Source organism: Paenarthrobacter ureafaciens (assembly GCF_004028095.1).
Taxonomy (GTDB): domain Bacteria; phylum Actinomycetota; class Actinomycetes; order Actinomycetales; family Micrococcaceae; genus Arthrobacter; species Arthrobacter ureafaciens.
In genome coordinates this window covers 1,795,851-1,817,753 of record NZ_SBHM01000007.1, presented here as the reverse complement: position 1 = coordinate 1,817,753, position 21,903 = coordinate 1,795,851, and the positions used below count along the sequence as shown (strand labels likewise).

At 63.8% G+C, this 21,903-nt stretch carries 20 protein-coding genes; 10 read left to right on the top strand and 10 right to left on the bottom strand.

Annotation, left to right across the window (positions count from 1 at the left end):
- The first annotated feature begins 59 nt into the window (after positions 1 to 59).
- Complete coding sequence (locus AUR_RS12840; RefSeq protein WP_062094924.1) at positions 60 to 1,286, top strand: PucR family transcriptional regulator; 1,227 nt, start codon at positions 60 to 62, stop codon at positions 1,284 to 1,286.
- 94 nt (positions 1,287 to 1,380) lie between these two features.
- Positions 1,381 to 1,869, top strand: coding sequence for an HtaA domain-containing protein (locus AUR_RS12835; RefSeq protein WP_277749645.1), 489 nt, complete (start codon positions 1,381 to 1,383; stop codon positions 1,867 to 1,869).
- 82 nt (positions 1,870 to 1,951) lie between these two features.
- On the opposite strand, the gene AUR_RS12830 is transcribed toward AUR_RS12835, so the two are convergent.
- Positions 1,952 to 3,076, bottom strand: coding sequence for an XdhC family protein (locus AUR_RS12830; RefSeq protein ID WP_062094919.1), 1,125 nt, complete (start codon positions 3,074 to 3,076; stop codon positions 1,952 to 1,954).
- Entirely contained in the window at positions 3,070 to 3,765 is a 696-nt protein-coding gene (locus AUR_RS12825) for a GntR family transcriptional regulator (protein WP_062094917.1), read from the bottom strand. The genes AUR_RS12830 and AUR_RS12825 overlap by 7 nt, the downstream gene beginning before the upstream one ends.
- Before the next feature lie 125 nt (positions 3,766 to 3,890).
- On the opposite strand from AUR_RS12825, the gene AUR_RS12820 reads away from it, so the two are divergent.
- From AUR_RS12820 to AUR_RS12810, 3 genes are read left to right on the top strand one after another with little or no spacing between them, the layout of a single operon-like run.
- Positions 3,891 to 4,832: an alpha/beta fold hydrolase gene (locus AUR_RS12820; RefSeq protein ID WP_062094915.1), complete on the top strand. Its 942-nt coding sequence runs from the start codon at positions 3,891 to 3,893 to the stop codon at positions 4,830 to 4,832.
- Positions 4,829 to 5,644, top strand: a complete 816-nt coding sequence (locus AUR_RS12815; RefSeq protein WP_062094913.1) for an ABC transporter ATP-binding protein — start codon at positions 4,829 to 4,831, stop codon at positions 5,642 to 5,644. Before AUR_RS12820 ends, AUR_RS12815 begins: the two co-directional genes overlap by 4 nt.
- Positions 5,641 to 6,477, top strand: coding sequence for an ABC transporter permease (locus tag AUR_RS12810; RefSeq protein WP_082694496.1), 837 nt, complete (start codon positions 5,641 to 5,643; stop codon positions 6,475 to 6,477). Before AUR_RS12815 ends, AUR_RS12810 begins: the two co-directional genes overlap by 4 nt.
- A 96-nt stretch (positions 6,478 to 6,573) precedes the next feature.
- Here the strand turns inward: AUR_RS12810 and AUR_RS12805 are convergent, their stop codons facing one another.
- The 8 genes from AUR_RS12805 to AUR_RS12770 all read right to left on the bottom strand — a co-directional run bounded on the left by AUR_RS12805 (position 6,574) and on the right by AUR_RS12770 (position 16,192).
- Positions 6,574 to 7,740 (bottom strand): Gfo/Idh/MocA family protein, encoded by a 1,167-nt coding sequence (locus AUR_RS12805; RefSeq protein WP_128397168.1) that lies wholly within the window; start codon positions 7,738 to 7,740, stop codon positions 6,574 to 6,576.
- A gap of 27 nt (positions 7,741 to 7,767) precedes the next feature.
- Positions 7,768 to 8,628, bottom strand: a complete 861-nt coding sequence (locus AUR_RS12800) for a sugar phosphate isomerase/epimerase family protein (RefSeq protein WP_225740062.1) — start codon at positions 8,626 to 8,628, stop codon at positions 7,768 to 7,770.
- Between the two features lie 57 nt (positions 8,629 to 8,685).
- Positions 8,686 to 9,567 (bottom strand): ATP-binding cassette domain-containing protein, encoded by an 882-nt coding sequence (locus AUR_RS12795; RefSeq protein ID WP_021471740.1) that lies wholly within the window; start codon positions 9,565 to 9,567, stop codon positions 8,686 to 8,688.
- Positions 9,564 to 11,504, bottom strand: a complete 1,941-nt coding sequence (locus tag AUR_RS12790; RefSeq protein ID WP_021471741.1) for a dipeptide/oligopeptide/nickel ABC transporter permease/ATP-binding protein — start codon at positions 11,502 to 11,504, stop codon at positions 9,564 to 9,566. Before AUR_RS12790 ends, AUR_RS12795 begins: the two co-directional genes overlap by 4 nt.
- The gene (locus AUR_RS12785) at positions 11,501 to 12,442 is read right to left on the bottom strand and encodes an ABC transporter permease (RefSeq protein WP_021471742.1); all 942 of its coding nucleotides are present in this window, start codon (positions 12,440 to 12,442) and stop codon (positions 11,501 to 11,503) included. The genes AUR_RS12790 and AUR_RS12785 overlap by 4 nt, the downstream gene beginning before the upstream one ends.
- Before the next feature lie 6 nt (positions 12,443 to 12,448).
- Positions 12,449 to 13,987 carry an ABC transporter substrate-binding protein gene (locus AUR_RS12780; protein WP_021471743.1) on the bottom strand — a complete coding sequence of 513 codons (1,539 nt, stop codon included), beginning with the start codon at positions 13,985 to 13,987 and terminating at the stop codon, positions 12,449 to 12,451.
- A gap of 290 nt (positions 13,988 to 14,277) precedes the next feature.
- A complete protein-coding gene (locus AUR_RS12775; RefSeq protein ID WP_062094908.1) occupies positions 14,278 to 15,285 on the bottom strand; it encodes a Gfo/Idh/MocA family protein in 1,008 nt (335 codons plus the stop codon).
- Positions 15,286 to 15,346: 61 nt separating this feature from the next.
- Entirely contained in the window at positions 15,347 to 16,192 is an 846-nt protein-coding gene (locus tag AUR_RS12770; protein ID WP_062094906.1) for a sugar phosphate isomerase/epimerase family protein, read from the bottom strand.
- Positions 16,193 to 16,468: 276 nt separating this feature from the next.
- On the opposite strand from AUR_RS12770, the gene AUR_RS12765 reads away from it, so the two are divergent.
- The 5 genes from AUR_RS12765 (at position 16,469) to AUR_RS12745 (ending at position 21,772) form a co-directional block, all read left to right on the top strand.
- A complete protein-coding gene (locus tag AUR_RS12765; RefSeq protein ID WP_062094903.1) occupies positions 16,469 to 17,485 on the top strand; it encodes a LacI family DNA-binding transcriptional regulator in 1,017 nt (338 codons plus the stop codon).
- Positions 17,486 to 17,597: 112 nt separating this feature from the next.
- Positions 17,598 to 18,419, top strand: coding sequence for an ammonia-dependent NAD(+) synthetase (nadE, locus tag AUR_RS12760; protein ID WP_021471747.1), 822 nt, complete (start codon positions 17,598 to 17,600; stop codon positions 18,417 to 18,419).
- Positions 18,420 to 18,691: 272 nt separating this feature from the next.
- A complete protein-coding gene (locus tag AUR_RS12755; RefSeq protein WP_062094901.1) occupies positions 18,692 to 19,327 on the top strand; it encodes a PadR family transcriptional regulator in 636 nt (211 codons plus the stop codon).
- Positions 19,328 to 19,414: 87 nt separating this feature from the next.
- On the top strand, positions 19,415 to 20,173 hold the full coding sequence (locus AUR_RS12750; protein ID WP_062094899.1) for a MerR family transcriptional regulator: 759 nt from the start codon (positions 19,415 to 19,417) through the stop codon (positions 20,171 to 20,173).
- Between the two features lie 264 nt (positions 20,174 to 20,437).
- On the top strand, positions 20,438 to 21,772 hold the full coding sequence (locus tag AUR_RS12745; protein ID WP_082694497.1) for a GmrSD restriction endonuclease domain-containing protein: 1,335 nt from the start codon (positions 20,438 to 20,440) through the stop codon (positions 21,770 to 21,772).
- The last annotated feature ends 131 nt before the right edge of the window (positions 21,773 to 21,903 follow it).

Below are 21,903 nucleotides of genomic sequence, written 5' to 3'. Positions count from 1 at the left end.
TGGCTGGAGCACCTTTTTCGCCGCCATCTTGGTCAATGAGTCGTACAAAGGAGTACGGAATGTTTGTGGATGCAATCGTGCAGGAACTCTTCACCCAGCTGCGGGCGCCCCTGATTGTGCTGGATGCGGACATGGAACTCGTGGCGCACAGCATCCACCAGGACGTGGAGCATGACGCAGCCCAAGTGGCGATGATCGTCTCCCGCAGGGGCACCACCGGGGCCATCGAAAGCCTGGAGCGGTACCGCGTCAAATACTCAACCGAACCCGTAAGAATACCGGGAAAGGACGGCGGGCCGGGACACGTCGTCGTAACCCTCCGCAGCTCGGGAACCGTCACCGGCTACCTTTCTTTCCCCGACCGGTTCGGACCGGCCATCCCGGCTGACACCCTGCGGGCGATCACCTCGGCCGCCGCTCAGTTAGGCGAGGGCCTGTGGGAGAAATCGCTCGATCGGCGTCGCGGAAGAGAACATGTGCGGCAGTTGATCGAAGGTGTTTTGGGGCGTGACCAACATTTGCGGGACTATGCCGTCCGCGAGATTGCAGGAGGGCACCTGCTGCTGCCGGCGCAGCATTACTCCACGTTGGTCCTGGCCGTGCGGCCCGGCAGGAACGGCTCCGGGAGTTCGCCGCACATGCCCCTGCAGCAAGCCCTGAACCGGATTGCCCCGGCCGGATCCACGCGCTCCCTGGGCGTTGTGCTGGGCGAGGAAGCCGTTGTCATCATCCCGCGGGCCATTGACTCGGCTGACCTTGCCGCACTACTGGCAGAGACCGGAGCCGAAACCGTCATTGCCGCGGCCGGCGGCCCCGTGGCTTCGCTGGAGGAAGTCCGCCGATCCCACCGGCAGGCCCGGATCGCGCTCAGCGGAGTGCTGCGGGACCCCGCGAACTATGGCGACTGCGCTTCCTGGCAGGACCTCGGCGACGACCGGCTTCTTCTCCAGCTGCCCTTCGAGGAGATGGGTCCCGAGGACCTGCCCGACGCCCTGCGCCGGCTCCTGGCCACCCGCAACGCCCCGATGCTGATCGAAGCCCTCCGGGCGTACTTGGCCACGGGCGGCAACGCCGTGGAAGCATCCCGGCGCCTCCATCTGCACCGGAGCACCCTGTATTACAGACTTGAGCGCGTCGCGACATGCACAGGGCTGGACCTGGCGGACGGCAGCGTGCGGCAGGAGCTGCATGTTGCCCTGCGCGTGGCCACGCTCATGGGCGTCGGGAAGCAGGTGCAAGGTACTGCCGTGACGGAAGATTTCGCCCTCAGCGCGGTCCGGGCCTGAGTCCGTGTATGATCTTGGCACCTAGCGCATAAATGCGTTATCGCATGCAGAACCACAACGTCGCAGACTACGGCCAATCGCAAAGGGGCATACCGTGTCCAGCCAGGAACCAGTAGCACCACAGGGTCCGCCTCCCGGGCTTACGTGGGGAATCAAGCAAAGCTTCATGCGGTACCTCGGCGCCCTCGAGGACACGCAAGTAGAGCTCGATGGTGGAGCATCCATGCTGGACGTGGGCGCTTTCAACTTCCCCTTGGCGGTTGACGCCCTCGACTCCCCCGGCAGCTATGCGTTCCGGGGAACCGTGCAGTTGACGGCCCACGGCGGCCTGTTGGCGGTAACCCTGCGTGACCCGCAACTGGACATTCAAGAAGACACCGCCACGCTCAGCGTAGACAGCGGCACCGGACACCCGCTAGTGCTGTGCACTTTGGAGGGCGGCGCGTATGAAGCCCTCGGAGAAGACCTGGTCTGGTCCGCGGACAAGGTTTGCCTCACAGAAGCAGGCGTGCCGACGTTCGGCGGGCAGTACCAGCCCGGCCAAGCGCTGGACCCCGTCCTGCTGCGGATCCCCTTGAGCTGACCCCGTCCAAGCGGGGTACAGCAACCGCTCCTCCTTCAGTAGAACGCTTTCTGTCCCCCTGTTGGGATTAATCAGCTTGGGACTAAGCAGTCACCAACGCGGTGCCGTGGATCGGCCCCTGGACCATGCTCAGGGATGCGCCGCTGCGGCCGGGACCGAAAGCAATAATCTCCGCCATGATCGAGACGGCGGTCTCTTCCGGCGTCACGGCCCCCAGGTCAAGTCCCAGGGGGCTGTGCAAGCGTGCGATCTCTGAGGAACCCAGCCCCTCGGCCCGCAAGCGTTCGATCCTGTCGTGATGTGTACGGCGCGAGCCCATTGCGCCCACATAATTCCCCCACGGCAGGCGCAACGCCACGGACAGCACGGGAACGTCGAATTTCACGTCGTGGGTCAGCACGCACAGGGCAGACCGCCCGTCCAAGCGACCCGCTGCCGCCTCTGCGGCCAAGTACTCGTGCGGCTGGCCATGGACCAGTTCGTGAGCGTCCGGAAACCTTTCCGCAGTAAGGAACACCGGCCGCGCGTCGCACACCGTCACCCGGTACCCCACGAAGGCCCCCGCCCTGGCGAGGGCTGCCGCGAAGTCCACGGCTCCGAAAATAATGAGCCTCGGCTTGCCCGAGAACACCTGGACGAAGGCGCGGACTTCAGCTCCGGCCACACTGCCGGTCAGCAGGGCATGCCGGCGTTCACCGATCGCCCTCCGCGCTTCTTCAACTGCCCACGCATCCACGGACGGGGTGCCAAACGACCCCGCCACAGAGCCTCCCCGGACAAACACTTTGGCGCCGGGCAGGACGCGTGGCGCGTCCGAAGCGACCACGGTCACCACTGCTGCCGGCGGACCCCCGACGGCGGCCTCCGCCAGTTCTTCCAGCCACGGAAGGCTTTCCCTGTCCAGCAGTTCCGTGAATGTTTCCAGCGTGCCGCCGCACGTCAGCCCGATCTCCCACGCGTCATGGTCGCTGAAGCCAAACTCCTGCGTCAGCGGCCCTGCACCTTGAAGGCAAGCCATGTTGGCCTCGTAGACAGCCGATTCCACGCAGCCGCCGGACACCGAACCGAAAACCCGGCCGTCCGCCGTCGTCATCTGTGACGACCCCACAGGCAGCGGCGCGGAGTCCCGCGTACCGATGACCGTTGTCATCGCTACCGGTTCACCCGCACGCCACCTGGGCAGGAGGACGTCGAGGTTGTTCAGCATCCGTCACCCAGCTCATCGGTGATGGCCGCCCCGCTGTTGCGGACGTGTTCGTGCATCAGCCGGGATGCCAGCTCGGCGTCGCGGTCCAGGACGGCGTCGATGATGTGCACATGTTCGGTGTGCGAGGCCGCCACGGCCTTCTGCGACTTGAGGACGGAAAAACGACGCCGGTCGCTGACGTCCCAGAGCTGCTCCAGGATGTCCACCAGCCGGTTGTTGCCGCAGGCGCTGTAAATGGCCCGGTGCAGGTGGCGGCTGAAGTGGAAACGCTCCAGGCCGGTTGAGCGCGCCGGCGGGCCCGGCCTGAAGGAGGCGATATTCGCCAGCTGCTCATCGGTGGCCAGCGTTGTGGCAAGCCCCGCGGCGAGCGGATCGAGCGCGAGGCGGATTTGGTAGATCTCGTCCACGAACGCCTGGGTCACCGGCGCCACGACCGTTTCGCGGTGGGCCCGGCTGACCACGAGGTGTTCGGCCTCCAGCCTCCGCAGGGCCTCGCGGACGGGAGTGGTGGACACCCCGAGCTCCTTGGCCAGGGGTTCCTGGTCCAGGACGGTACCGGCGGTCAGTTCATTTTCGAGGATGCTGCGGCGCAGGCGTGCGTAGGCATACTCGGACTTCGTCAGCGCCTGCGGTGCGGAGCCTGCCCAGCTTCCGGCCAAGCGCTCGCCGAGCGACTCGGGAACATTCATCGCGCCTCCTACGCCCCGGTTTCCAATAGGGCACCAAATGTCTTATAAGACTGCAGACTATCAAACTTATGCGCTTCTAGGTAAGCTGGCTCACATTATTGACCCAGAGCGAAGGATCAACGGTTGTGATTGACCAACAACGGAGTACCGGGACCGCTGCCGGAAACGGCCAAATCCCGGGTCGGTTCGCCCCGATTTCCGACGGCGACACCGCCTGGGTGTGCGACACGGGAATCGCAGCGGAACAGCAAGGGACAGTGGTGTTTCTGCACTCGGCGGTAGGGAACCTCGGCACGTTCAAGCACCAACTAGACTGGTTCGCCCGGCGCGGATTCCGCGCGGTGGCCTATGACCGCCGGGGCCACGGCCGCACCCCCTCCGGACGGCACGGCTTGAAGTTCGCCACCCCGGACGGCGACCTCGCGGTGCTTTTGGACGGACTGGGAATCGGGGAACCGGTGCACCTGGTGGGGGCAGCAGCGGGAGGCCGCTTGGCGGTCGACTTTGCCCTTGCACGCCCGGATTGGGTGGCCTCCCTGACACTCGTGTGCTCCATGGCCGGCATCGCGGCGGACATCTACCCCGAGGGGACATCGGCGCTGTTGCCGCCCGAATTCCTGGCACTCCCGCCCTACCTGCGTGAACTGGGGCCCGCCTACCGGGGCGATAACCCGGCCGGAACCATGGAATGGCGTGCCCTGGTGGAGGACAACGTTCCGAAGGACATCGTTTCCGACCCCGCCAAATGGGTGGCAAAACCGACGTCGACGGCGGCAAGCAACCACCAGCCTGCCTCGCCCCGCCCGCGGGGCCTGCGCGGTTTGGAATGGTTGCTGGAGCCCGGCGGCGCAACAGACCGCGGGATCCCCCTCCACCTGATCACCGGTGACGCTGACCCCTACACCACGCCGTCGGCCTACGCCCGCTTGGCACAGGCACTCCCGGGTGCTGCCTTCGACGTCGTTACGGGTTCCGGCCACTCGCCCTACTGGGAGCGGCCCGATGTCTTCAACGCCATGGTGCTGCACAACATCTCTACCGCCGTGATCCAAGGGGCACCAGCATGAGTGTCATACCGGAAAGTCCGGCGAAAACCGGCGCGGAGGTCAAGGTGGACATCCGCGGGCTGAACGTTGAGTTCAAGCTGAGCGGCAGCACGTTCAAGGCTCTGGACGGCATCGACCTGAGCATTCGGCGCGGGGAGTTCCTGGTGATCGTGGGCCCGTCCGGATGTGGAAAGACGACGCTTCTCCGCGTTCTGGCCGGTCTGGAGGAAGCCTCCGGGGGTGACGTCCGGATTTTCGACGATGAGGGCGGACAGCGCCCCGAGAGCGCCATGGTGTTCCAGGAACACGGTGTCTTTCCCTGGATGACCGTCCGGGAAAACGTCGGCTTCGGCCTCAAGGCCAGCGGGCTGGGCAGGCAGGAGCGCCGGGGCATTGCCGATGAGTACATTGAACGCGTTGGGCTGGCACCCTTCGCCAAGGCCTATCCCCATCAGTTGTCCGGCGGCATGCGGCAACGGGTTTCGGTGGCCCGGGCTTTCGCAACCGACGCCCAGATGCTGCTGATGGACGAACCCTTTGCAGCACTCGATGAGCAAACAAAGCTGGTGCTCCAGGAACTGCTGCTCCGTATCTGGCAGGAAACGTCCAAGACTGTCCTCTACGTCACGCACTCCCTCGACGAGGCTTTGGTGCTCGGTGACCGCATTGTGGTGATGAGCGGACGACCGGGTGCTGTGAAGGACGTGATAGACGTAGCGTCCGTCTTCCAACGGCCGCGCAAGGTGGCCGACGTCAGGTCGGACCAAAGGTATGGATCCATGTTCGGCCGCATCTGGGGCCAACTGCGGCAGGAAGACGAGGCAACCGAATGAGCACGGCGCTGGAAAGCAACGGAACCCGGACCATCGAGGCGGGCCACGCACCCACCCTCAAGGTGCGCAGGCGTCCCCTGGGCAGGCGGGTCACCCTTGCCCTGAGCATCGCCTCGCCCGTCGTCCTTCTCCTGCTCTGGGAACTGGCCTCGCGCAGCGGGGCTGTGGATGACCGCTTCTTCCCGGCGCCCAGCGGGGTCTTCCTCGCTTTGGCCAAGGGGCTGCTGGGCACGGAGCTGTGGGGGCACATCGGCATCAGCCTTTCCAGGATCGTGATCGGGTTCCTCATTGGTGCGGTTCCGGCCGTGATCCTGGGCCTTGCCATGGGCCTGTCGGCCGTCATCCGCGCGATCGTGCAGCCCTTGGTGGATGCGACGTTCCCAGTGCCGAAGCTGGCCATCCTGCCGTTGTTCATCCTGATCTTCGGCCTGGGTGAAGGCTCCAAGTACATGGTGCTGGCCGTCGCGGTCTTCTTCATCGTCCTGGTGAATACGGCAGCGGGCGTCAAAGCGATCGACAACACCCAGCTGGAGGTTGGCGCCAGCTTCGGGGCCAGCCGGACCATGATGTTCTTTGACATCGCCCTTCCCGGAGCGCTCCCCTTCATCCTGTCCGGGCTCAAACTCGGCATGAACGTCGCCCTGCTGGTCATTGTCGCCGTGGAGTTCACGGGAGCCACCAGCGGCATCGGCTATCTCATTTGGAACAGCTGGCAAGTGTTCAAGGTGGAGCAAATGTATGTGGGCCTGGTGGTTACGGCCCTGTTCGGTTTCGGTTTCGCGGGGTTGTTCGCGGTACTGGAACGGATCACCATGCCGTGGAAGCGGCGCTGACGCCCCGGGCTCACAACGCGAAACCCGGCCCCCGCCACGCAGACGTGCGGGTAGGGCCGGGTTTCGTCGTTACTTGGCCGGTTGGCCGGTCGGGTACTACGAACGCTCGGGGAACGTGCCCTCTTCCGCGATCCGCTTGTTCAGTTCCTGCAGGAATTCGTCCTCATCGAAGTCGAGGGAAACTTCCTTGCCGGTCCAGCTGGAGAGGTGGATGGCGTTGGCCAGGCGGACGCCGTTGATGCCGTCGGAGCCGGGGGCAAGCAGCGGGGTCCCATCCAGTATGTTGGCTGCGAAATTCTCCAGGACGCCGGCGTGCTGGCCGCCCCAGACGGACTCGAACTCTATGACTTCCGTGGAGTAGAGCTCCTCCCGGTTCAACTGGCCCATGAAAAGCTTGCGGACATCGTCCATGCCCATGGAATCGCTGATCTCGCGCTCGGGCTTGACCAGTCGCGTCACCGTGGCCACCTTGCTGTCCTCCACCACGATCTTGCCTTGGTCGCCCAGGATTTCGAACCTGTCGGTTCCCACGATGTCGTGGGTGGCGGTCACGAAAACGCCCGTGGCGCCGTCGCCATAGTCAACGACGGCGGTGACCTCGTCTTCGACGGCGATGTCACGGCGGAAGCCGTACGCCACCTTCGAGTAGACGGACTTGGGGACGCCGCAGATCCACTGCCACAGGTCCAGCTGGTGCGGTGCCTGGTTGACGAGGACGCCGCCGCCTTCGCCGCCCCAGGTGGCGCGCCACTCGCTGGAGTTGTAGTAGCCCTGCGGACGCCACCAGTTGGTGATGATCCAGTTGGTGCGCCGGATGGTGCCTATTTCGCCGCCGTCGACGATTTCCTTGAGCTTCTTGTACAGCGGGTTGTTGCGCTGGTTGAACATGATGCCGAAGGTGAGCCCGGGTTTGGTGGCCGCGAAATCGTTCAGTTCCTTGACCTGCTTGGTGTAGACGCCCGCGGGCTTCTCCACCAGCGCGTGGATGTCACGTTTGAGGGTCTGGATGCCAATTTCGGGGTGCAGGTAGTGCGGAACACACGTCACCACAGCATCCACGGACCCGCTTTCCAGCATGGCGATGTAGTCGTCAAAGAACGGTGCCTCCGGGTACTGGGAAGCTGCGAGTTCCTTCTTGGCGGGGTCGACGTCGCAGATAGCGCCGATTTCCATGTTCGGCACCATGCCGTCCTTGATGAATTTGGCGTAGGCGCCGCCCTGCTGCCCAAGGCCGATGATGCCGAGGCGTACTTTCTTGCTCATGAAATCAATCTCCGTCAGTTGAAGAATCTAGAAAAGGTCGCTGTGGCCCATGGCCACGAGGTTGTCGTAGGAAGTCTGGAGGGCGTCCCACACCGTGCGGCCGTAAAGTTCGTCCTGCTCCACCAGGAGGTAGCGGGCACCGGCGTCGACGGCGGCCGGAACGATTGACGGGAAGTCCAGGTTGCCTTCGCCCACCTCCGCGAACTGCACGACGTTCTTGAACTCCGCCATGAAGCCGGCGAAATCACCGGATTCCAGGAAGCCGAAGGACGACTCCGGCATCTGGCCGATCCGGTAGTCCTTCAGGTGGACCATGGCCGTCTTGCCTGCGTACCTGGCAAGGGTCCGGACCGGGTCCAGGCCGCCGCGCTGAACCCAATGGACGTCGATTTCCATGCCCATGGCCGGAGAGTTTTCCGCAATGATGTCCAGCATGTACTTGCCGTCGAACTTCGCGAACTCCACGTGGTGGTTGTGGTAGTAGAGGCTGATGCCGTGTTCCTGCAACCGCTCCGCGTATCCGTTGGCCTGCTTGGCGAAGTCCACTACCGCCTCCAACGACTTCATGGCCGGGAACGGCAGCATTCCGATGCGGAGAAGGCTGCTGTCCAGGCGTTTGGCATCATCGACGATCTTGTCGAAGTTGTCGGCCAGCGACTCCACCGGCATGCCTTTGCGGCCCTCGACATTGACGGACAACGCGGCGATGTCCATGCCCAGTTCAGTGCGTGCACGGTCCAGTTCACCCACGTTCTCCGGGGTCATGGGGATCTGCGAGATCTCCACTGCGTTGTAGCCGATCGCGCTGACTTTCCGCAGGGTCTCGAATGCTCCAATGTCGGCGAAGCTCTCCTTGAGCATCATCGCCTGTACGCCTATCTTGGCCACTTTTTCCTCCGTGGTTTCCGGCCCGTGAAGGCCACTTGGTGCAGCTGGTCCGGGCTGCTAGGCCGCGGCGCCAGCCTGTTCGGTCTGTTGGCGCTGCTGTTCCAGCAGCCGGTGGCGGTCCGCACGGCGCTGTTCCTGGCGGTCCGGATCGGGTACCGGGGACGCCAGCAAGAGCCGCTGCGTATAGGGGTGCCCGGGTTCCCGCGTGACGATGTCGGCCGGCCCCTGCTCCACGATCCCGCCGCGGTACATGACCGCCACGCGGTGGCTGATGTGCCGGACGACGTCGAGGTCGTGCGAGACAAAGAGGTAGGAAACCCCGGTATCGCGTTGGATCTGCAGGAACAGGTCCAGCACGCGGGCTTGCGTTGAGAGGTCCAGCGCGCTGACGGGTTCGTCGCAGACGATCAGTTTGGGAGACAGTGCCAGCGCGCGGGCGATCGCCACGCGTTGCCGCTGGCCGCCGCTGAACTCGCGGGGCAACCGGTGGATGGCATCCGATGGCAGGCCCACTTGGTCCAGCAGTTCCTTGACCCGCTTCTTTGCGGCCCCCTTCGCCATGCCCTGGACGCCCAGGGGCTCGGCGAGGATGTCACCGATTTCCAAGGCAGGGTTGAGGGATGTGTAGGGATCCTGGAAAACCACCTGCAGGTCCCGGCTGAGGGTCCTGCGCTCCTTGCGGGAGGCGTTGCTGATGTCGTTTCCTTCGAAGACCACCTTGCCCTGGGTGACAGGAGCCAAGCCCAGGACGGCCCTGCCGAGGGTGGTTTTTCCGGAGCCGGACTCCCCCACCAGGCCCAGGGTCTCGCCCTGTCCAATGGTGATGTTGATGTCCGCCAGCGCCCGGAACGGCTTGGCCCGGAACCTTTTGCTCGGGTATTCAACCACCAGGTTTTCAACGGAAAGCAGGGGTGCGTCCGGACGAGTAACGGTGCTCATGCCACAGGCTCCTTTTCTGCTACGCGGCCCGAACCGGAATCAGTGTGGGAAACGGGACCTTCAGGCGGGGAAACGAGCATGGTCATGGGCTCCTTACCTTCAAGCATGGACCCCAGGAGGGTCTGCGTGTACTGCTCTTTGGGGTTGCGGAGGATCTCGCGCACGGTGCCTTCCTCCACCAGCCGGCCGTTCTGCATGACGGCTACGCGGTCGCAGAGGTCGGCCACCACGCCGAAGTTGTGCGTCACGAGGATCACGCCGATGTTCAAGCGCTGCTGCAGTTCGCGGAGCAGGTCCAGTACGTCGGCCTGGACGGTGACGTCCAATGCGGTGGTGGGTTCGTCTGCGATCACCAGGTCCGGTTCGCAGCTGATGGCACCGGCAATCAGCACGCGTTGCGCCATGCCGCCGGAGACTTCATGCGGGTAGGCGTTGAAGGTACGTTCCGGATTGACGATCCCGACGTCGGTCAGCAGTTTGAGTGCCCGGGTGCGGGCTTCTGCCTTGCTGATGCCGAGGACGCGGACCATGGGCGTGACCAGCTGGTAGCCGATGGTGAATGCGGGGTCCAGGTTGCTCATGGGTTCCTGCGGGATGTAGGAGATCCGCTTGCCGCGCAGTTTGGACAACCGTTCCTGGTTGACCCGGTCCTCACCCGGCGCCACCGTGTAGTTGCCGTCGAACTGGATGGAACCTGCAACGATCCGTGCGTTGTCCGGCAGCAATCCCAGGATGGAGAACGCGGTCTGGGACTTGCCCGAGCCCGACTCCCCCACGATTCCCAGGATCTCGCCGCGGTCCACGTGGAAGGAGACGTCGTCCACTACCTTCTTGATGGAACCGTCCGCCTGCGGGTAGCCGACTCCAAGGTTGGTCACCTTGACCAAGTGGTGTTCGGTTCCACGCTCGACGGCGGCAACAGCCTTCCGTGACTGGCGCGCCTTGGCGGGTTCCGCCGTCGTGCGTTCTGCCCCGGTGGCTGTTGCCATGGCAGCGGCCTTTGCTGAAGCGGGGGTGCGCTTCTTGCGGTGCTTGATCTTTTCGCCGTCTTCCAAGGCATCGCGGATCGCGTTGCCCAGCAGGACCAGTCCGCCGATTGTCAGCGCCATGGCCAGTGCCGGCCAGAGGAGCAGGGTTGGCGTCATGTAGACGTTCTTGAAGCCTTCGGAGAGCATGACGCCCCACGTGGCCTTGGTGGGATCGCCGAGGCCCAGGAATTCGAGTCCGGACTGGATGGCGATTGCCACGCCGGCAATGGCCGCGGTCTGGATGATGATGGGTGCGCGGACCACGGAGAAGATGTGCCGGGCCACGATGCTGAGGTCCGAGAGTCCGGAGACACGGGCGGCGTCCACGTACAGTTCGTTGCGGACGGACTGTACCGCGGCCCGAGTGAGCCTGAAGTAGGACGGGCTGATGAGGATGCCGAAAGCGATCATGCTGATCCACACCGAGGGGCCGAAGGCCGCGCGGATGGTGAGCAGGACGATCAGGCCCGGAAGGCTCATGAGGATGCTGACCACCCAGTTGGATACGGCCTCGAACTTGCCCGCGTAGTATCCGGCGATGAGGCCGGCAGGGAGGCCGATGGCGATCGCGACGCCGGCACACAGCAGTGCCGACAGGAGCGTCAGCTGGGCACCGAAGAGCAGGCGGCTCCAGTTGTCACGGCCCGCACTGTCAGTGCCCAGGATGTTCGTGGAGTCGGGCGCCGCGAGGGTCTTGGAGATGTTCGCGAAGTTCTCCTCGAAAGGAGCAATCACGGGCGCAAAGATGGCCAACAGGGCTATGGTTCCCAGGATGACGATCGAGGCGATGCCCAGGGGGTTCTTGAAGAGCCGCCGCATGACGGTGGAACGGACCACAGTGCCGCTTTGGCCTTCGCCGGCCACGTCGGCGGCTGCTGTTGCTGTTGCTGAATTCATGGAGTCGCTCATGACACACGTACCTTCGGGTTGAGCCAACCATTGACGATGTCCACCAGGAGGTTCACCACGATGACCACCACCACGGTGTACATCACGACGCCCATGACCACCGGGAGGTCGGTCTGGCTGGTGGCTGCGACAGCGAGCGGACCCATGCCGGGAAGGGCGAAGATCTGCTCGATAATCACGACGCCGCCCAGCATGCCGATCAACTGGAGGCTCAAGACGGTGAGGCCTGCCGGTGCTGCGCTGCGGAGAACGTGCTTGAAGAGAATCTCCCGTTCTCCAATACCGCGGCTGCGGAGAGTGCGGACGTAGTCGCGTTCGAGTTGCTTGATCACGGCGCTGCGGATCTGTTGGGCTCCGCCGGTAACGCCGTTGATCAGCAGTGCGATGACGGGGAGCGTCATCGAGATGACCCAGGCCTCGGGTCCCACCTCGGGCGAGATGGTGCTGGTGGCCGGGAAGAGGCCCAGCTGGATGGCCAGGAAGGTCACAAGGAAGACACCGATCACGTACCCCGGGATGGAGTCACCGATGATGGCGCCAATCTGGACCACCCTGTCCACCCAGCCGCGCTTGACGGCTGCCGCAACACCGATCAGTGCTGCGCAGATGGCGATCAGGATCATTGCGGCGAAAACCATGGTCATGGTCACGGGAATCCGGGTGGCCAGGGAGTTGGCCACCGGCTCGGAAGTGAACCATGAGGCTCCAAGGTTTCCGGCCAGGGCATCGCCCAGCCAGGCGAAGTAGCGGACGAACAAGGGCTGGTCGAGCCCAAGCTCCTGCTCTTTCAAGGCAACTTGTTCAGGGGTGGCCTGGTCACCCAGGATGTTCCGGGCAATGCTCCCGCTTGAGGTGTACAGCAGGGTGAAGGTGAGTACCGAGACGACGAACAGCACCACCACCCCGCTGCCCAGCCTCTTGGCAATGAACTTGATCATGGCGTCCTACTTGGCAGGCGAGTAGTTGTAGATGGAAGGAACGGCCTGCTGTGCTTGCGGGACTACGTTCACTTTGTCGTTGTGGTAGTACATCTGGTTCACGCGGAACAGTGGTGCGAACCAAGCCTGCTCAACCACGTACTTGTTCACTTCCTGTGCCTTGGTTCCTGCGTCTTCACCGGCGGTCCGCACTGCCTGGATCTTTTCCTCGAGCTCAGGCGTGGTGGTCTTGAACGGGTTGTACAGGGCCTTGGTGGAGACAATCTGGTCGATGGCCACCGTGGGCTCACCCTGGAACAGGTTGAAGAAGAGTGCGTGGTACTTCTGGGCTGCCACGTCCGCTGTAAAGGTGTTGGTGATCGCCGCACCCGGGTTCAGGGTAATTCCGACGTCGGCAAGCTGCTGCTTGAGCACCGAGATCAGGGTTTCCGCACCGGGAAGGGTGGGAACGTCGATGCTGACCTTGCCTTCAAAGCCGGATTCCTTCAGGAGTTGCCGGGCCTTGTTCGGATCGTAGGTGTAGTAGTTCTCCAGCTCTTCAGTCCACGCACCGCTGTCCTTGCCGAACGGCTGCGAGGTGGGGGTTCCCTGACCAAGCATCACCTGGTCCAGGATGGTCTTCCGGTCGAAGGCGTAGTTGATGGCCTGACGGACCTTGACGTTGGCCAGGGCCGGGTTCTTGGTTCCTTCCCGGTCCAGCAGGAGCAGTCCAGACCAGTCAACCTGGTTGGCCTCGAGCTTCATCTTGGCGCCCTCAGCCTGCTTGCCGTTCTTCGGGTCCAGAAGAGTGGCGTCGATCTGGCCGGAAACCAAGGCGTTGGTGCGGGCCGTCGGATCCAGGAGGACCTTCAGGGTGATCTTCTTGTACTTCTGGAGGTCCTTGTTCCAGTAGCCTTCGCGGGCGTTGAAGACGCTCTGCGAGTCCTTGACCGAAGCGGCCTTGTCCATGACGTACGGGCCCGAGCCGACCGGTTCGGTCTTGATGGCGTCCGTACCCAGGGCCTTGGGGCTTCCCATCAGGCCGGCAGCCTGGCTGAGGAAGTACTCCAGTGCGGGTTCGGGGGCCGTCAGGTTGATGTCGATGGTGTCCGCGTCCACCACGGCAATGTCGGACACGGAGCTGAGCTGGGCCATCTGCGGTCCGTTTGCCTTCTTGAAGTGGTCCATGTTGGCCTTGGCAGCTTCAGCGTCGAACTTCGCACCGTCGCTGAACGTCACATCCGTGCGCAGGTCCATGGTCAGCTTGGTGCGGGCTTCGTTGTACTTCCACTCCGTGGCCAGCATGGGGCTCAGCTTGCCGTCCGGCTCGCGGAGAATCAGGGAGTCGTAGGCCACCTGGTAAGGCTGGAGGGCGTGGCCGACGTGGGCCTGGGCGGGATCCCACGAGGTAAGGTCGCGGAGGGTTCCCAACGTGAGCGCCGTGACGGTCTTTCCACCGCCTGCGTTCGAGCCGGCTCCTGCGCCTGCGCCTCCGCCGCAGGCCGTAAGTGCCAGTGAGGCGCTCAGGACGATGGCAGCTGCTGCCGCCTTGGGACCTAACTTCATTGTCGGCTCCTAATGAGTCTTTGCCTGATGCGAACAGGATCCGGATCAGAACTGAGGAGTGTGGCATAGGCCACATGTTTCTGGGTGTGGGATTCACAGTACGGACTTTGTCGCTTCTTGGCAACCGATTGTCAAAAGTTTCTGGAATTGTTGCCAGAGCGTTTTCCAGCCCCTGCCCACGCACCCAACTGGGTCGCATTAGTGCACGTTTAGAACGCTCAAAACGCGCACAAATGCGACCTACTTGGGGCAGGGCGGGGCGGGCGCTTCCAGGGTGGGGAGGAAACGGGTCAGGCGACGAGGTCCGCGAGGTCCGGGTAGCTCTGCGCGTAGATGTCCTTAACGATCCGCAACGACTTCGACGCTTCGGCGGGGTTGATCCAGAACGGCCCGGGGGCCTCCAGCTTTGCGTAGAAATCCTTGATCAGGAGTTCATGGGACGCCCCCCAATACGAACGCCCCCCGGTTTCCTGCAGCTGCTCCTTGATGACCTCCACGGAGCCGTCCGCGTATGTCACGGTGAGGTCGCCGCGGAGGCTGAGGGTGGCGTTCTCCGTGACGACGTCCAGCGTTACCGGCGCGTTGACGGCATTGGCCAGCGTCGCATAGAAAACACTCCGGGCACCGTTCTCATGCTCCGCCACGAACTCCGCGGTGTCTTCCACCTCGATGACCCCTGCTAAAGCACGGGTGGCGGCACGGCCTTCCACCTTCGCCACATCCCCCACCAGCCACTGCAGGAGATCCACGGTATGGATGGCCTGGTTCATCATCAAGCCGCCGCCACCCTCGGCCCACGTTCCACGCCACGGCCGGTCGCGGTAGTAGTCACCCGAACGGTGCCACATCACGGTTGCGGAGGCGCCCAGCACCTGCCCCAGCGAACCGCCGTCCAGCAGTTCGCGCATGGCTTGCGATGTCGCGTTGTAGCGGTTCTGGAAACAGACACCGATCTTCGCCGGGCTCCGTTCGGCCACGTCCACCAGGCGGCGGCCTTCTTCGAGCGTGTGCGCGAGCGGCTTCTCCACGATCACGTTCACGCCCGCCTCAAGGAAGTCCGCTGCCAGCGACGCGTGGAGGTGGTGCGGCGTGCAGATATGTACGACGTCGGGCCTCGCCTTCGCCAGTAAGTCCAGATGGCTCGCGTACCCCGGTACCCCGTGGGCGGCTACGGCCGCAGCCAGCCTGTCCGGATCGGCGTCGCAGACCGCCACCAATTCGACGTCGGGGGTTCCGGCCAGTGCCGCGAAGTGGACGCTGGAGACGTCTCCGCAACCGATGATTGCTGCTGTGGGCATGTTCCTGCTCCTTTGAAGGATCCCTTGCTTGGTGTAGTGCTCTTGGCTGTGCCGTGCCTGGTCAGGCCAGGCGGACGCCGTTCTTTGCGGCCAAGCCTGCGAAGGCCCGGGCAGCCACGCCAAAAGCGACCGGCCCGGAAAAGCCGCCCAGCTCGTGCGCCGCGGCCAGGTGCGGCTCAAGCGAAGCGAAGCCTGCGTAGCCGTCTGCGGCAAGCGCGGCGATGGTTTCATCCAGCTCGCCGTCTCCTTCACCGGAGGGGACAACCTCTCCCGTGGTGGCCAGCGCATCCTTGACTTGGAAGTACTCAAGGTAGGGGCGCAGGAGCGTGTAGCCCTGTGTATATGGCTTGACGCCCACCTGCACGAAGTTTGCGTTGTCCCACGCGACGCGAAGAGCCGGCGAACCAACCGCCTCCATGATGTCCAGGACGCGCTCCGGGGTATCTCCGTAGATGCCCTTTTCGTTCTCATGGAGCAGGATGATCCCGTTCGCCTCGGCTTCGGCAGCCAGGGCGCCCATCCGCTCGATCACTGCGTCGCGGATGTCTTCCTGGCTCTGCCCCTCGGCCCTGTAGAAGGAGAAGATCCGCACATACTTGGTATCCAAGGCCTTGGCCACGGAAATGATCTGCCGGAGGCGTCCGAGTTCGTGCTCCACCGGAAGGCTGACATCCACTTTGCCGATGGGGCTCGCGACAGCGGAGACTTTGAGACCCTTGTCGTCGAGGATCGCCTTGAGGCGTTCGACGTCGGCCGGTTCCAGTTCCGAGACGTTGGTCCCCCAGGCGCTGCGGACTTCAATGTGGCTGGCGCCCAACGCCAGGAGGACGGCTGCCTGGATAGCGGGGTCGGGGTCTACTTCGTCGCCGAAACCGGACAGGCTCCACACGGCGCTGGGTTGAGTCACGTATATCTCCTTGGTGGTACCGGTGAATCTGTTGGCGTTGCCGGCGGTTGAGTCGGCTCAGCCAGCACCGGAGGCGGTTGCGGTTGCTCGCCCGTGCGGAACCGCGGGGCCGCGGCCCAGCAGGAGTGATGGGGTTCACAGGGCTTGCTTCCCGACTGAGTCTAGCGAGTCTGGCACACCGTTGACAACCGATTGCCATTTGCTGCCAACTATGGCAATCTTGACCAACGGTGTGGCAGTGGTCACAACCGTTTCGACGTTCAGAGAGGAACGCCCATGGCGACGCAACCCGTGGCAGCAGAGCGCCCTGCCACCATCCATGACATTGCCGCCTTGTGCGGCGTTGCGGCGTCAACAGTCTCACGTGCCCTGACCAATCCCGAGCGCGTGAATATCCGCACCCGCGAGCGGATCCGGGCTGCCGCCGTCGAACTTAACTACACGCCCAACTCCCAAGCAAAAGCCCTGAGCTCCGGCAAAACGGGCGCTGTTGGCGTCCTTGTCCCGGATATCACCAACCCCTTCTACTTCGACCTGATCCGTGGCACCCAACTGCAACTGAAGGCCGCCGGCTACACCCAGCTCCTGGTGGATACCGAGGAGTCTGATGAGGTGGAGGCCAGCACGCTGGATCAGCTGCGCAAGAGCGCGGACGGGGTAATTGTGGCAGCCTCCCGCCTGAACGACGCCGCCCTCGCGGAAGCTGCGACGCGGATGCCCATGGTCACCGTCAACCGCGATGTAGTGGGTGTACCGGCTGTCATCATTGACACCCCCTCGGCCATGACGCAGGCACTTGACCACCTCATCTCCCTGGGACATACCTCGGTGGCCTACGTTTCCGGGCCTGTCGTGTCCCAATCGGGTTCCCGACGCTGGGCGGTACTGTCAGCCGCTGCCGAGGACCGTGGGATCGAGGTCCGGCTGCTGGGTCCGTTTGTTCCGAAGACCCAGTCAGGCGCTGCCGCAGCCGATGCCGCCGTACACAGCGGGGTGAGCGCATGCATCGTGTTCAATGACCTCATAGCGATCGGCATGCTGCAAAGGCTGCGGGAACGGGGCATCCGCGTCCCTGAGGACATGAGCATCGTAGGCTGCGACGACATTTTCGGGGCGGACTTTTGCAACCCTCCCCTCACCACGCTGAGCTCTCCCATTGAACAGGCCGGGCGGATGGCCGTGTCCATGCTGCTGGCCCAGCTGAACCCCCTGGCCGGCGGCGGAAGCCGGAGCCGCTCCGTCATGCCCACGCACCTCACGGTCCGCGGCTCCACCGGCCCGGCACCCAAGTAGGTAGCAGCAGAGCGCGTTTAGCGGGCTCAGAACGCGCACAACTGCGACTTACTTGGGCACGCCGCTTCATGATGGTTGAGGCTTTGCGATCCCGCTGACTAGTGTTGAACCCATGCGCGAACTCCAGGCCACAATCATTGAGGAAATGGGCGTACAGCCCCGGATCGATCCCGCGGGGGAGGTCCGCAAACGGGTTGAATTCCTGAAGGAGTATGTGAAGGCGACCGGTACCAAGGGGTTCGTCCTGGGCATCTCCGGCGGGCTCGACTCCACTCTGGCGGGCAGGCTCGCCCAGTTGGCGGTGGAAGAACTCCAGTCAGAAGGCGTGGACGCGAACTTTGTGGCCGTGCGGCTCCCCTACGGCGTGCAGCACGACGAAGATGATGCCCAGGCAGCCATGGACTTCATCAACGCCAAGACCGAGTGGACCTTTAACATCGCCGCCGCCGTGGACGGCTTCGAGGACGAGTTCCAAAAGACCACGGGCGCGGAGATCTCAGACTTCCACAAGGGCAACACCAAGGCCCGCGCACGCATGATCGCGCAGTACGCCCTTGCGGGCGAACACAACTATCTGGTGATCGGCACCGACCATGGCGCCGAATCCGTCACGGGCTTCTTCACGAAATACGGCGACGGCGGTGCGGACATCCTGCCGCTGTTTGGACTGAACAAACGCCAGAACCGTGCAGTGCTGGCCGAACTCGGCGCACCCGCGCGCCTGTGGCAGAAGGTTCCCACGGCAGACCTGCTGGATGACAAGCCGGGCCGGACCGACGAGGACGAACTGGGCATCACCTACGACCAGATCGATGACTACCTCGAAGGCCGCGACGTACCCGAGGGCGTCGCCGAAATCATTGAGCAGAAGTACTTGCGGACCCGCCACAAGCGGACTGTCCCGGTCACCATTTTCGACACGTGGTGGAAATAGCCCACCGGGCCTGACCAGCGTCACCGCACCCTAGGCAGACAGCCTCTAGTACGACGGCGGGTGCCGGCTTCCATACGGAAGTCGGCACCCGCCGTCGTTCTTTAACCCTCTATCACGCCCCACCCCCGACAGCCGATCGCTCTATCACATCCCACCCCCGACAGCCGATCGCTCTATCACCTCCCGTTGACGACTCGATCTTTTACCGATATATCGTTAAGTATCGCCGATAATCCTTCGGCGACCTTTACAACCGAAAGGAAGATGCTGCGATGAAAGGCATCCACGAACACGACAACAACGCATTTCCAGAGCACGGCAATGGGCACCCTGAGCACGGGGGCGGCCGCGGCCGCTTCAACCGCGGCAGGGGACGCCGTGGCCCTGGTGGTCATGGCGGTGGATTCGGTCCAGGCTTTGGTCCGGGTTTCGGCCCGGGCGGTTTTGGGCCCCGAGGCTTCGGACCGGGCGGCCCGCGCCGCAACCGCGGCGACGTCCGGGCAGCCATCCTCTCGCTGCTGGCCGAAACTCCTTCCAACGGATACGGCCTGATCAAGACCATCGCGGAGAAGACCTCCGGCGCATGGCGGCCAAGCCCGGGATCCGTTTACCCGACCCTGCAGCAACTGGTGGACGAAGGCCTCATTGCTGCTGTGGGCGAAGGCAAGCGCACGGAATTCACGCTCACCGATGAAGGCCGTGCCTACGTCGCCGAGCACGAAGAGGAATTGGCCAACGCCTGGAACACCGAAGCCGACGCCAGCGGCGCCGCCTTCCACCAGAGCGTGGGCAAGCTGATGGGAGTCATCCACCAGTTCCGCTCGGGAGTCTCCGATGAACAGCGGCAGGCAGCCATCGCGAAGCTCGACGAAACCCGTCGGGCGCTTTACCTGATCCTCGCTGACTAACAGTGATCCATCCCTTGACCTTGAGATGTTGACCTTGACGTAACGTCAACGCCTACTGTCGAAGAACAGGCACAGGATGGAGGACGGATGGACTGGTCGATCCAGGAAATCGCCAAGATGGCCGGAACCACCAGCAGGACGCTGCGGCACTACGACGATATCGGGCTGCTCAAACCAAGCCGGACCGGACATAACGGTTACCGCTACTACGACGGTCCGGCCTTGGTTCAGCTCCAGCGCATCCTGTTGCTCCGGGAGCTCGGGCTTGGCCTTCCCGCAATCGCGGAAGTGCTGGCTCGGGAGACAGACACCGTCAAGGCCCTCAGCAGCCATATGGAGTGGCTCGGCCAAGAGCGGGATCGACTGGCCCGGCAGATGGCCTCCGTTCAGCAAACCATCAAGACATTGAAAGGGGATGGAAACTACATGGCACAGGACATGTTTGACGGCTTCGACCACACTCAATACAAAGACGAGGTGGAGGAGCGATGGGGCAAGGACGCCTACGCCAAGAGCGACTCTTGGTGGCGTGGCATGAGCCCCGAGGAAAAGCAGGACTGGAAGGGCCGGGCCGGGAAACTGGGGAGCGACTGGATAGCGGCGGCCTCCGCCGGCATATCGCCGGAGAGCCCGGAAGCGCAGGACCTCGCGCAGCGGCATGTTGAATGGCTTCGCGGCATTCCGGGAACACCATCCGCCACCCCGGGCGGAGATGTGAAGGGCTACGTTATCGGCCTCGGCGAGATGTATGTGGCAGACCCCCGGTTCGCCGCGAACTACGGCGGAGAAGCAGGGGCGGCGTTTGTCCGCGACTCACTGCGGATATACGCGGAGGCCAATCTCTGAGCAGCGCCCGTTCGGGACGGCAAGCGCCCCAATCCCAGGTTATGGCGGGCCATGACGGCCCGCCTGCACTTCGGCCGGCGTCATAATCCGGCCGGAATCACAAACCTGTAATTCGAATACTAGAATCCCCGAGGGCGTTCAGCCACAAGCGCTCTCATCATCGGCCGATGACTCACGGTTCGATATCGAAATGGGGATTTCTTCGTGTCCAATCACATCCCGCCCGGGACGGGTTCATTCCGGCTGCCCACGTCAACAATTTGCATGGGCATCATCGCTGTTCTCTTGCTGATAATCAGCGCCTTCGCATCCGGACTCGGCGGCATGCTGATCATGCTTGGCCTGCTGGCCTTGCTGACCGGAATCTACGTGGTAGCCACAGGCCGGCGTTCCTGGGCGTTGTTGCCCGGCGGTCGCCGCGCCGGAGCAATCGTCCTGACCGGCGCCCTGGTCTTCTTCGTTGCCGGCGGCGCGTTGAGCCCTGCTCAACCGAGGGAAAGGCTGGAGGCTTCCAAAGCTGCTGCCGAGGCGCAGAAGCTGGTGGACGCTTCCGCTTCGCCGTCGGCATCAGCCACGCCAACGCCAACGTCCAGCGCGTCCGACGCCGGAGCTCCCTTGGATCCCGAGGTCACCAAGGCTCTCGCCGCCGGAGCGTCGTACGAAGCTCCGCATGCACAGCCGGCGTACGCCTCAAAGGCGCTGGATATCCTGGCCACACTGCCCATCAAGGGCCGCGCCCCGAAAACCGGCTACGACCGCGATGAGTTCGGGCAAGCTTGGGCCGACGTCGACCGCAACGGATGCGACACCCGCAACGACATCCTCAAGCGCGACCTCACACAGATCGCGTACGCCAACAGCGTTCCCTGCAAGGTCCAAAGCGGCACTCTCGCGGATCCCTACACGGCCAAGATCATTGGATTCGTGCGCGGTACCACCACCAGCGCTGCCGTTCAGACCGACCACGTTGTTGCCCTGAGTGACGCTTGGCAGAAAGGTGCCCAGCAGCTGAGCCTCGGACAACGCACCGCTTTGGCTAATGATCCGCTGAACCTGCAGGCCACCGACGGGCCTACCAACCAGCAAAAGGGCGACGGCGACGCAGCGACCTGGTTGCCACCAAACAAGTCATTCCGGTGCGAGTACGTCGCCCGTCAGATTTCTGTGAAAGCCACCTACAGCCTCTGGGTGACACAGGCGGAGCACGACGCCATGGTCGGTATCCTGACGGGTTGCCCGGGACAGCTTGCGCCCACGAATGAGAAGGCCCCGGTTGAGACACCGGCTCCGGCATCACCCGCAGCTGTTGAGCCGGCTCCGGCAGCGCCTGCTCCCCCGGCTGTTGTTGCGCCTGCGCCTGCCGCCCCGGCACCTGCGCCCGCTGTCGCGCCCCCTGCCCCGGCTGTTGTACCCCCAGCCCCGGCACCTGCACCTGCACCTGCACCTGCCCCTGCTGTCGTGCCCCCGGCACCCGCGCCCGCGTATTACGCCAACTGCGCGGCGGCCAGGGCTGCCGGTGCCGCACCCTTGTACGCCGGACAGCCCGGCTACAGGGCGGGATTGGACGGAGATAAAGACGGAGTGGCCTGCGAAAAGTAAGCCTTCGACGAAACATCCTGCCTCCGGTACACAACCCTTCGGGGTTTCTGACCGGGGGCAGGACTCTTTTGCGCACCCCTATCCGCAGTTTTTCGACTGGCTTTTCCACATACGGGATGGGGGCTGGTTAC

Excerpts from the sequence above, each read along its gene's own strand:
- AUR_RS12840 (WP_062094924.1), top strand. The coding sequence starts at position 60 with ATGTTTGTGGATGCAATCGTGCAGGAACTCTTCACCCAGCTGCGGGCG.
- AUR_RS12830 (WP_062094919.1), bottom strand. The coding sequence starts at position 3,076 with ATGCTGAACAACCTCGACGTCCTCCTGCCCAGGTGGCGTGCGGGTGAA.
- AUR_RS12825 (WP_062094917.1), bottom strand. The coding sequence starts at position 3,765 with ATGAATGTTCCCGAGTCGCTCGGCGAGCGCTTGGCCGGAAGCTGGGCA.
- AUR_RS12815 (WP_062094913.1), top strand. The coding sequence starts at position 4,829 with ATGAGTGTCATACCGGAAAGTCCGGCGAAAACCGGCGCGGAGGTCAAG.
- AUR_RS12810 (WP_082694496.1), top strand. The coding sequence starts at position 5,641 with ATGAGCACGGCGCTGGAAAGCAACGGAACCCGGACCATCGAGGCGGGC.
- AUR_RS12805 (WP_128397168.1), bottom strand. The coding sequence starts at position 7,740 with ATGAGCAAGAAAGTACGCCTCGGCATCATCGGCCTTGGGCAGCAGGGC.
- AUR_RS12795 (WP_021471740.1), bottom strand. The coding sequence starts at position 9,567 with ATGAGCACCGTTACTCGTCCGGACGCACCCCTGCTTTCCGTTGAAAAC.
- AUR_RS12790 (WP_021471741.1), bottom strand. The coding sequence starts at position 11,504 with ATGAGCGACTCCATGAATTCAGCAACAGCAACAGCAGCCGCCGACGTG.
- AUR_RS12785 (WP_021471742.1), bottom strand. The coding sequence starts at position 12,442 with ATGATCAAGTTCATTGCCAAGAGGCTGGGCAGCGGGGTGGTGGTGCTG.
- AUR_RS12780 (WP_021471743.1), bottom strand. The coding sequence starts at position 13,987 with ATGAAGTTAGGTCCCAAGGCGGCAGCAGCTGCCATCGTCCTGAGCGCC.
- AUR_RS12775 (WP_062094908.1), bottom strand. The coding sequence starts at position 15,285 with ATGCCCACAGCAGCAATCATCGGTTGCGGAGACGTCTCCAGCGTCCAC.
- AUR_RS12765 (WP_062094903.1), top strand. The coding sequence starts at position 16,469 with ATGGCGACGCAACCCGTGGCAGCAGAGCGCCCTGCCACCATCCATGAC.
- nadE (WP_021471747.1), top strand. The coding sequence starts at position 17,598 with ATGCGCGAACTCCAGGCCACAATCATTGAGGAAATGGGCGTACAGCCC.
- AUR_RS12755 (WP_062094901.1), top strand. The coding sequence starts at position 18,692 with ATGAAAGGCATCCACGAACACGACAACAACGCATTTCCAGAGCACGGC.
- AUR_RS12750 (WP_062094899.1), top strand. The coding sequence starts at position 19,415 with ATGGACTGGTCGATCCAGGAAATCGCCAAGATGGCCGGAACCACCAGC.
- AUR_RS12745 (WP_082694497.1), top strand. The coding sequence starts at position 20,438 with ATGGGCATCATCGCTGTTCTCTTGCTGATAATCAGCGCCTTCGCATCC.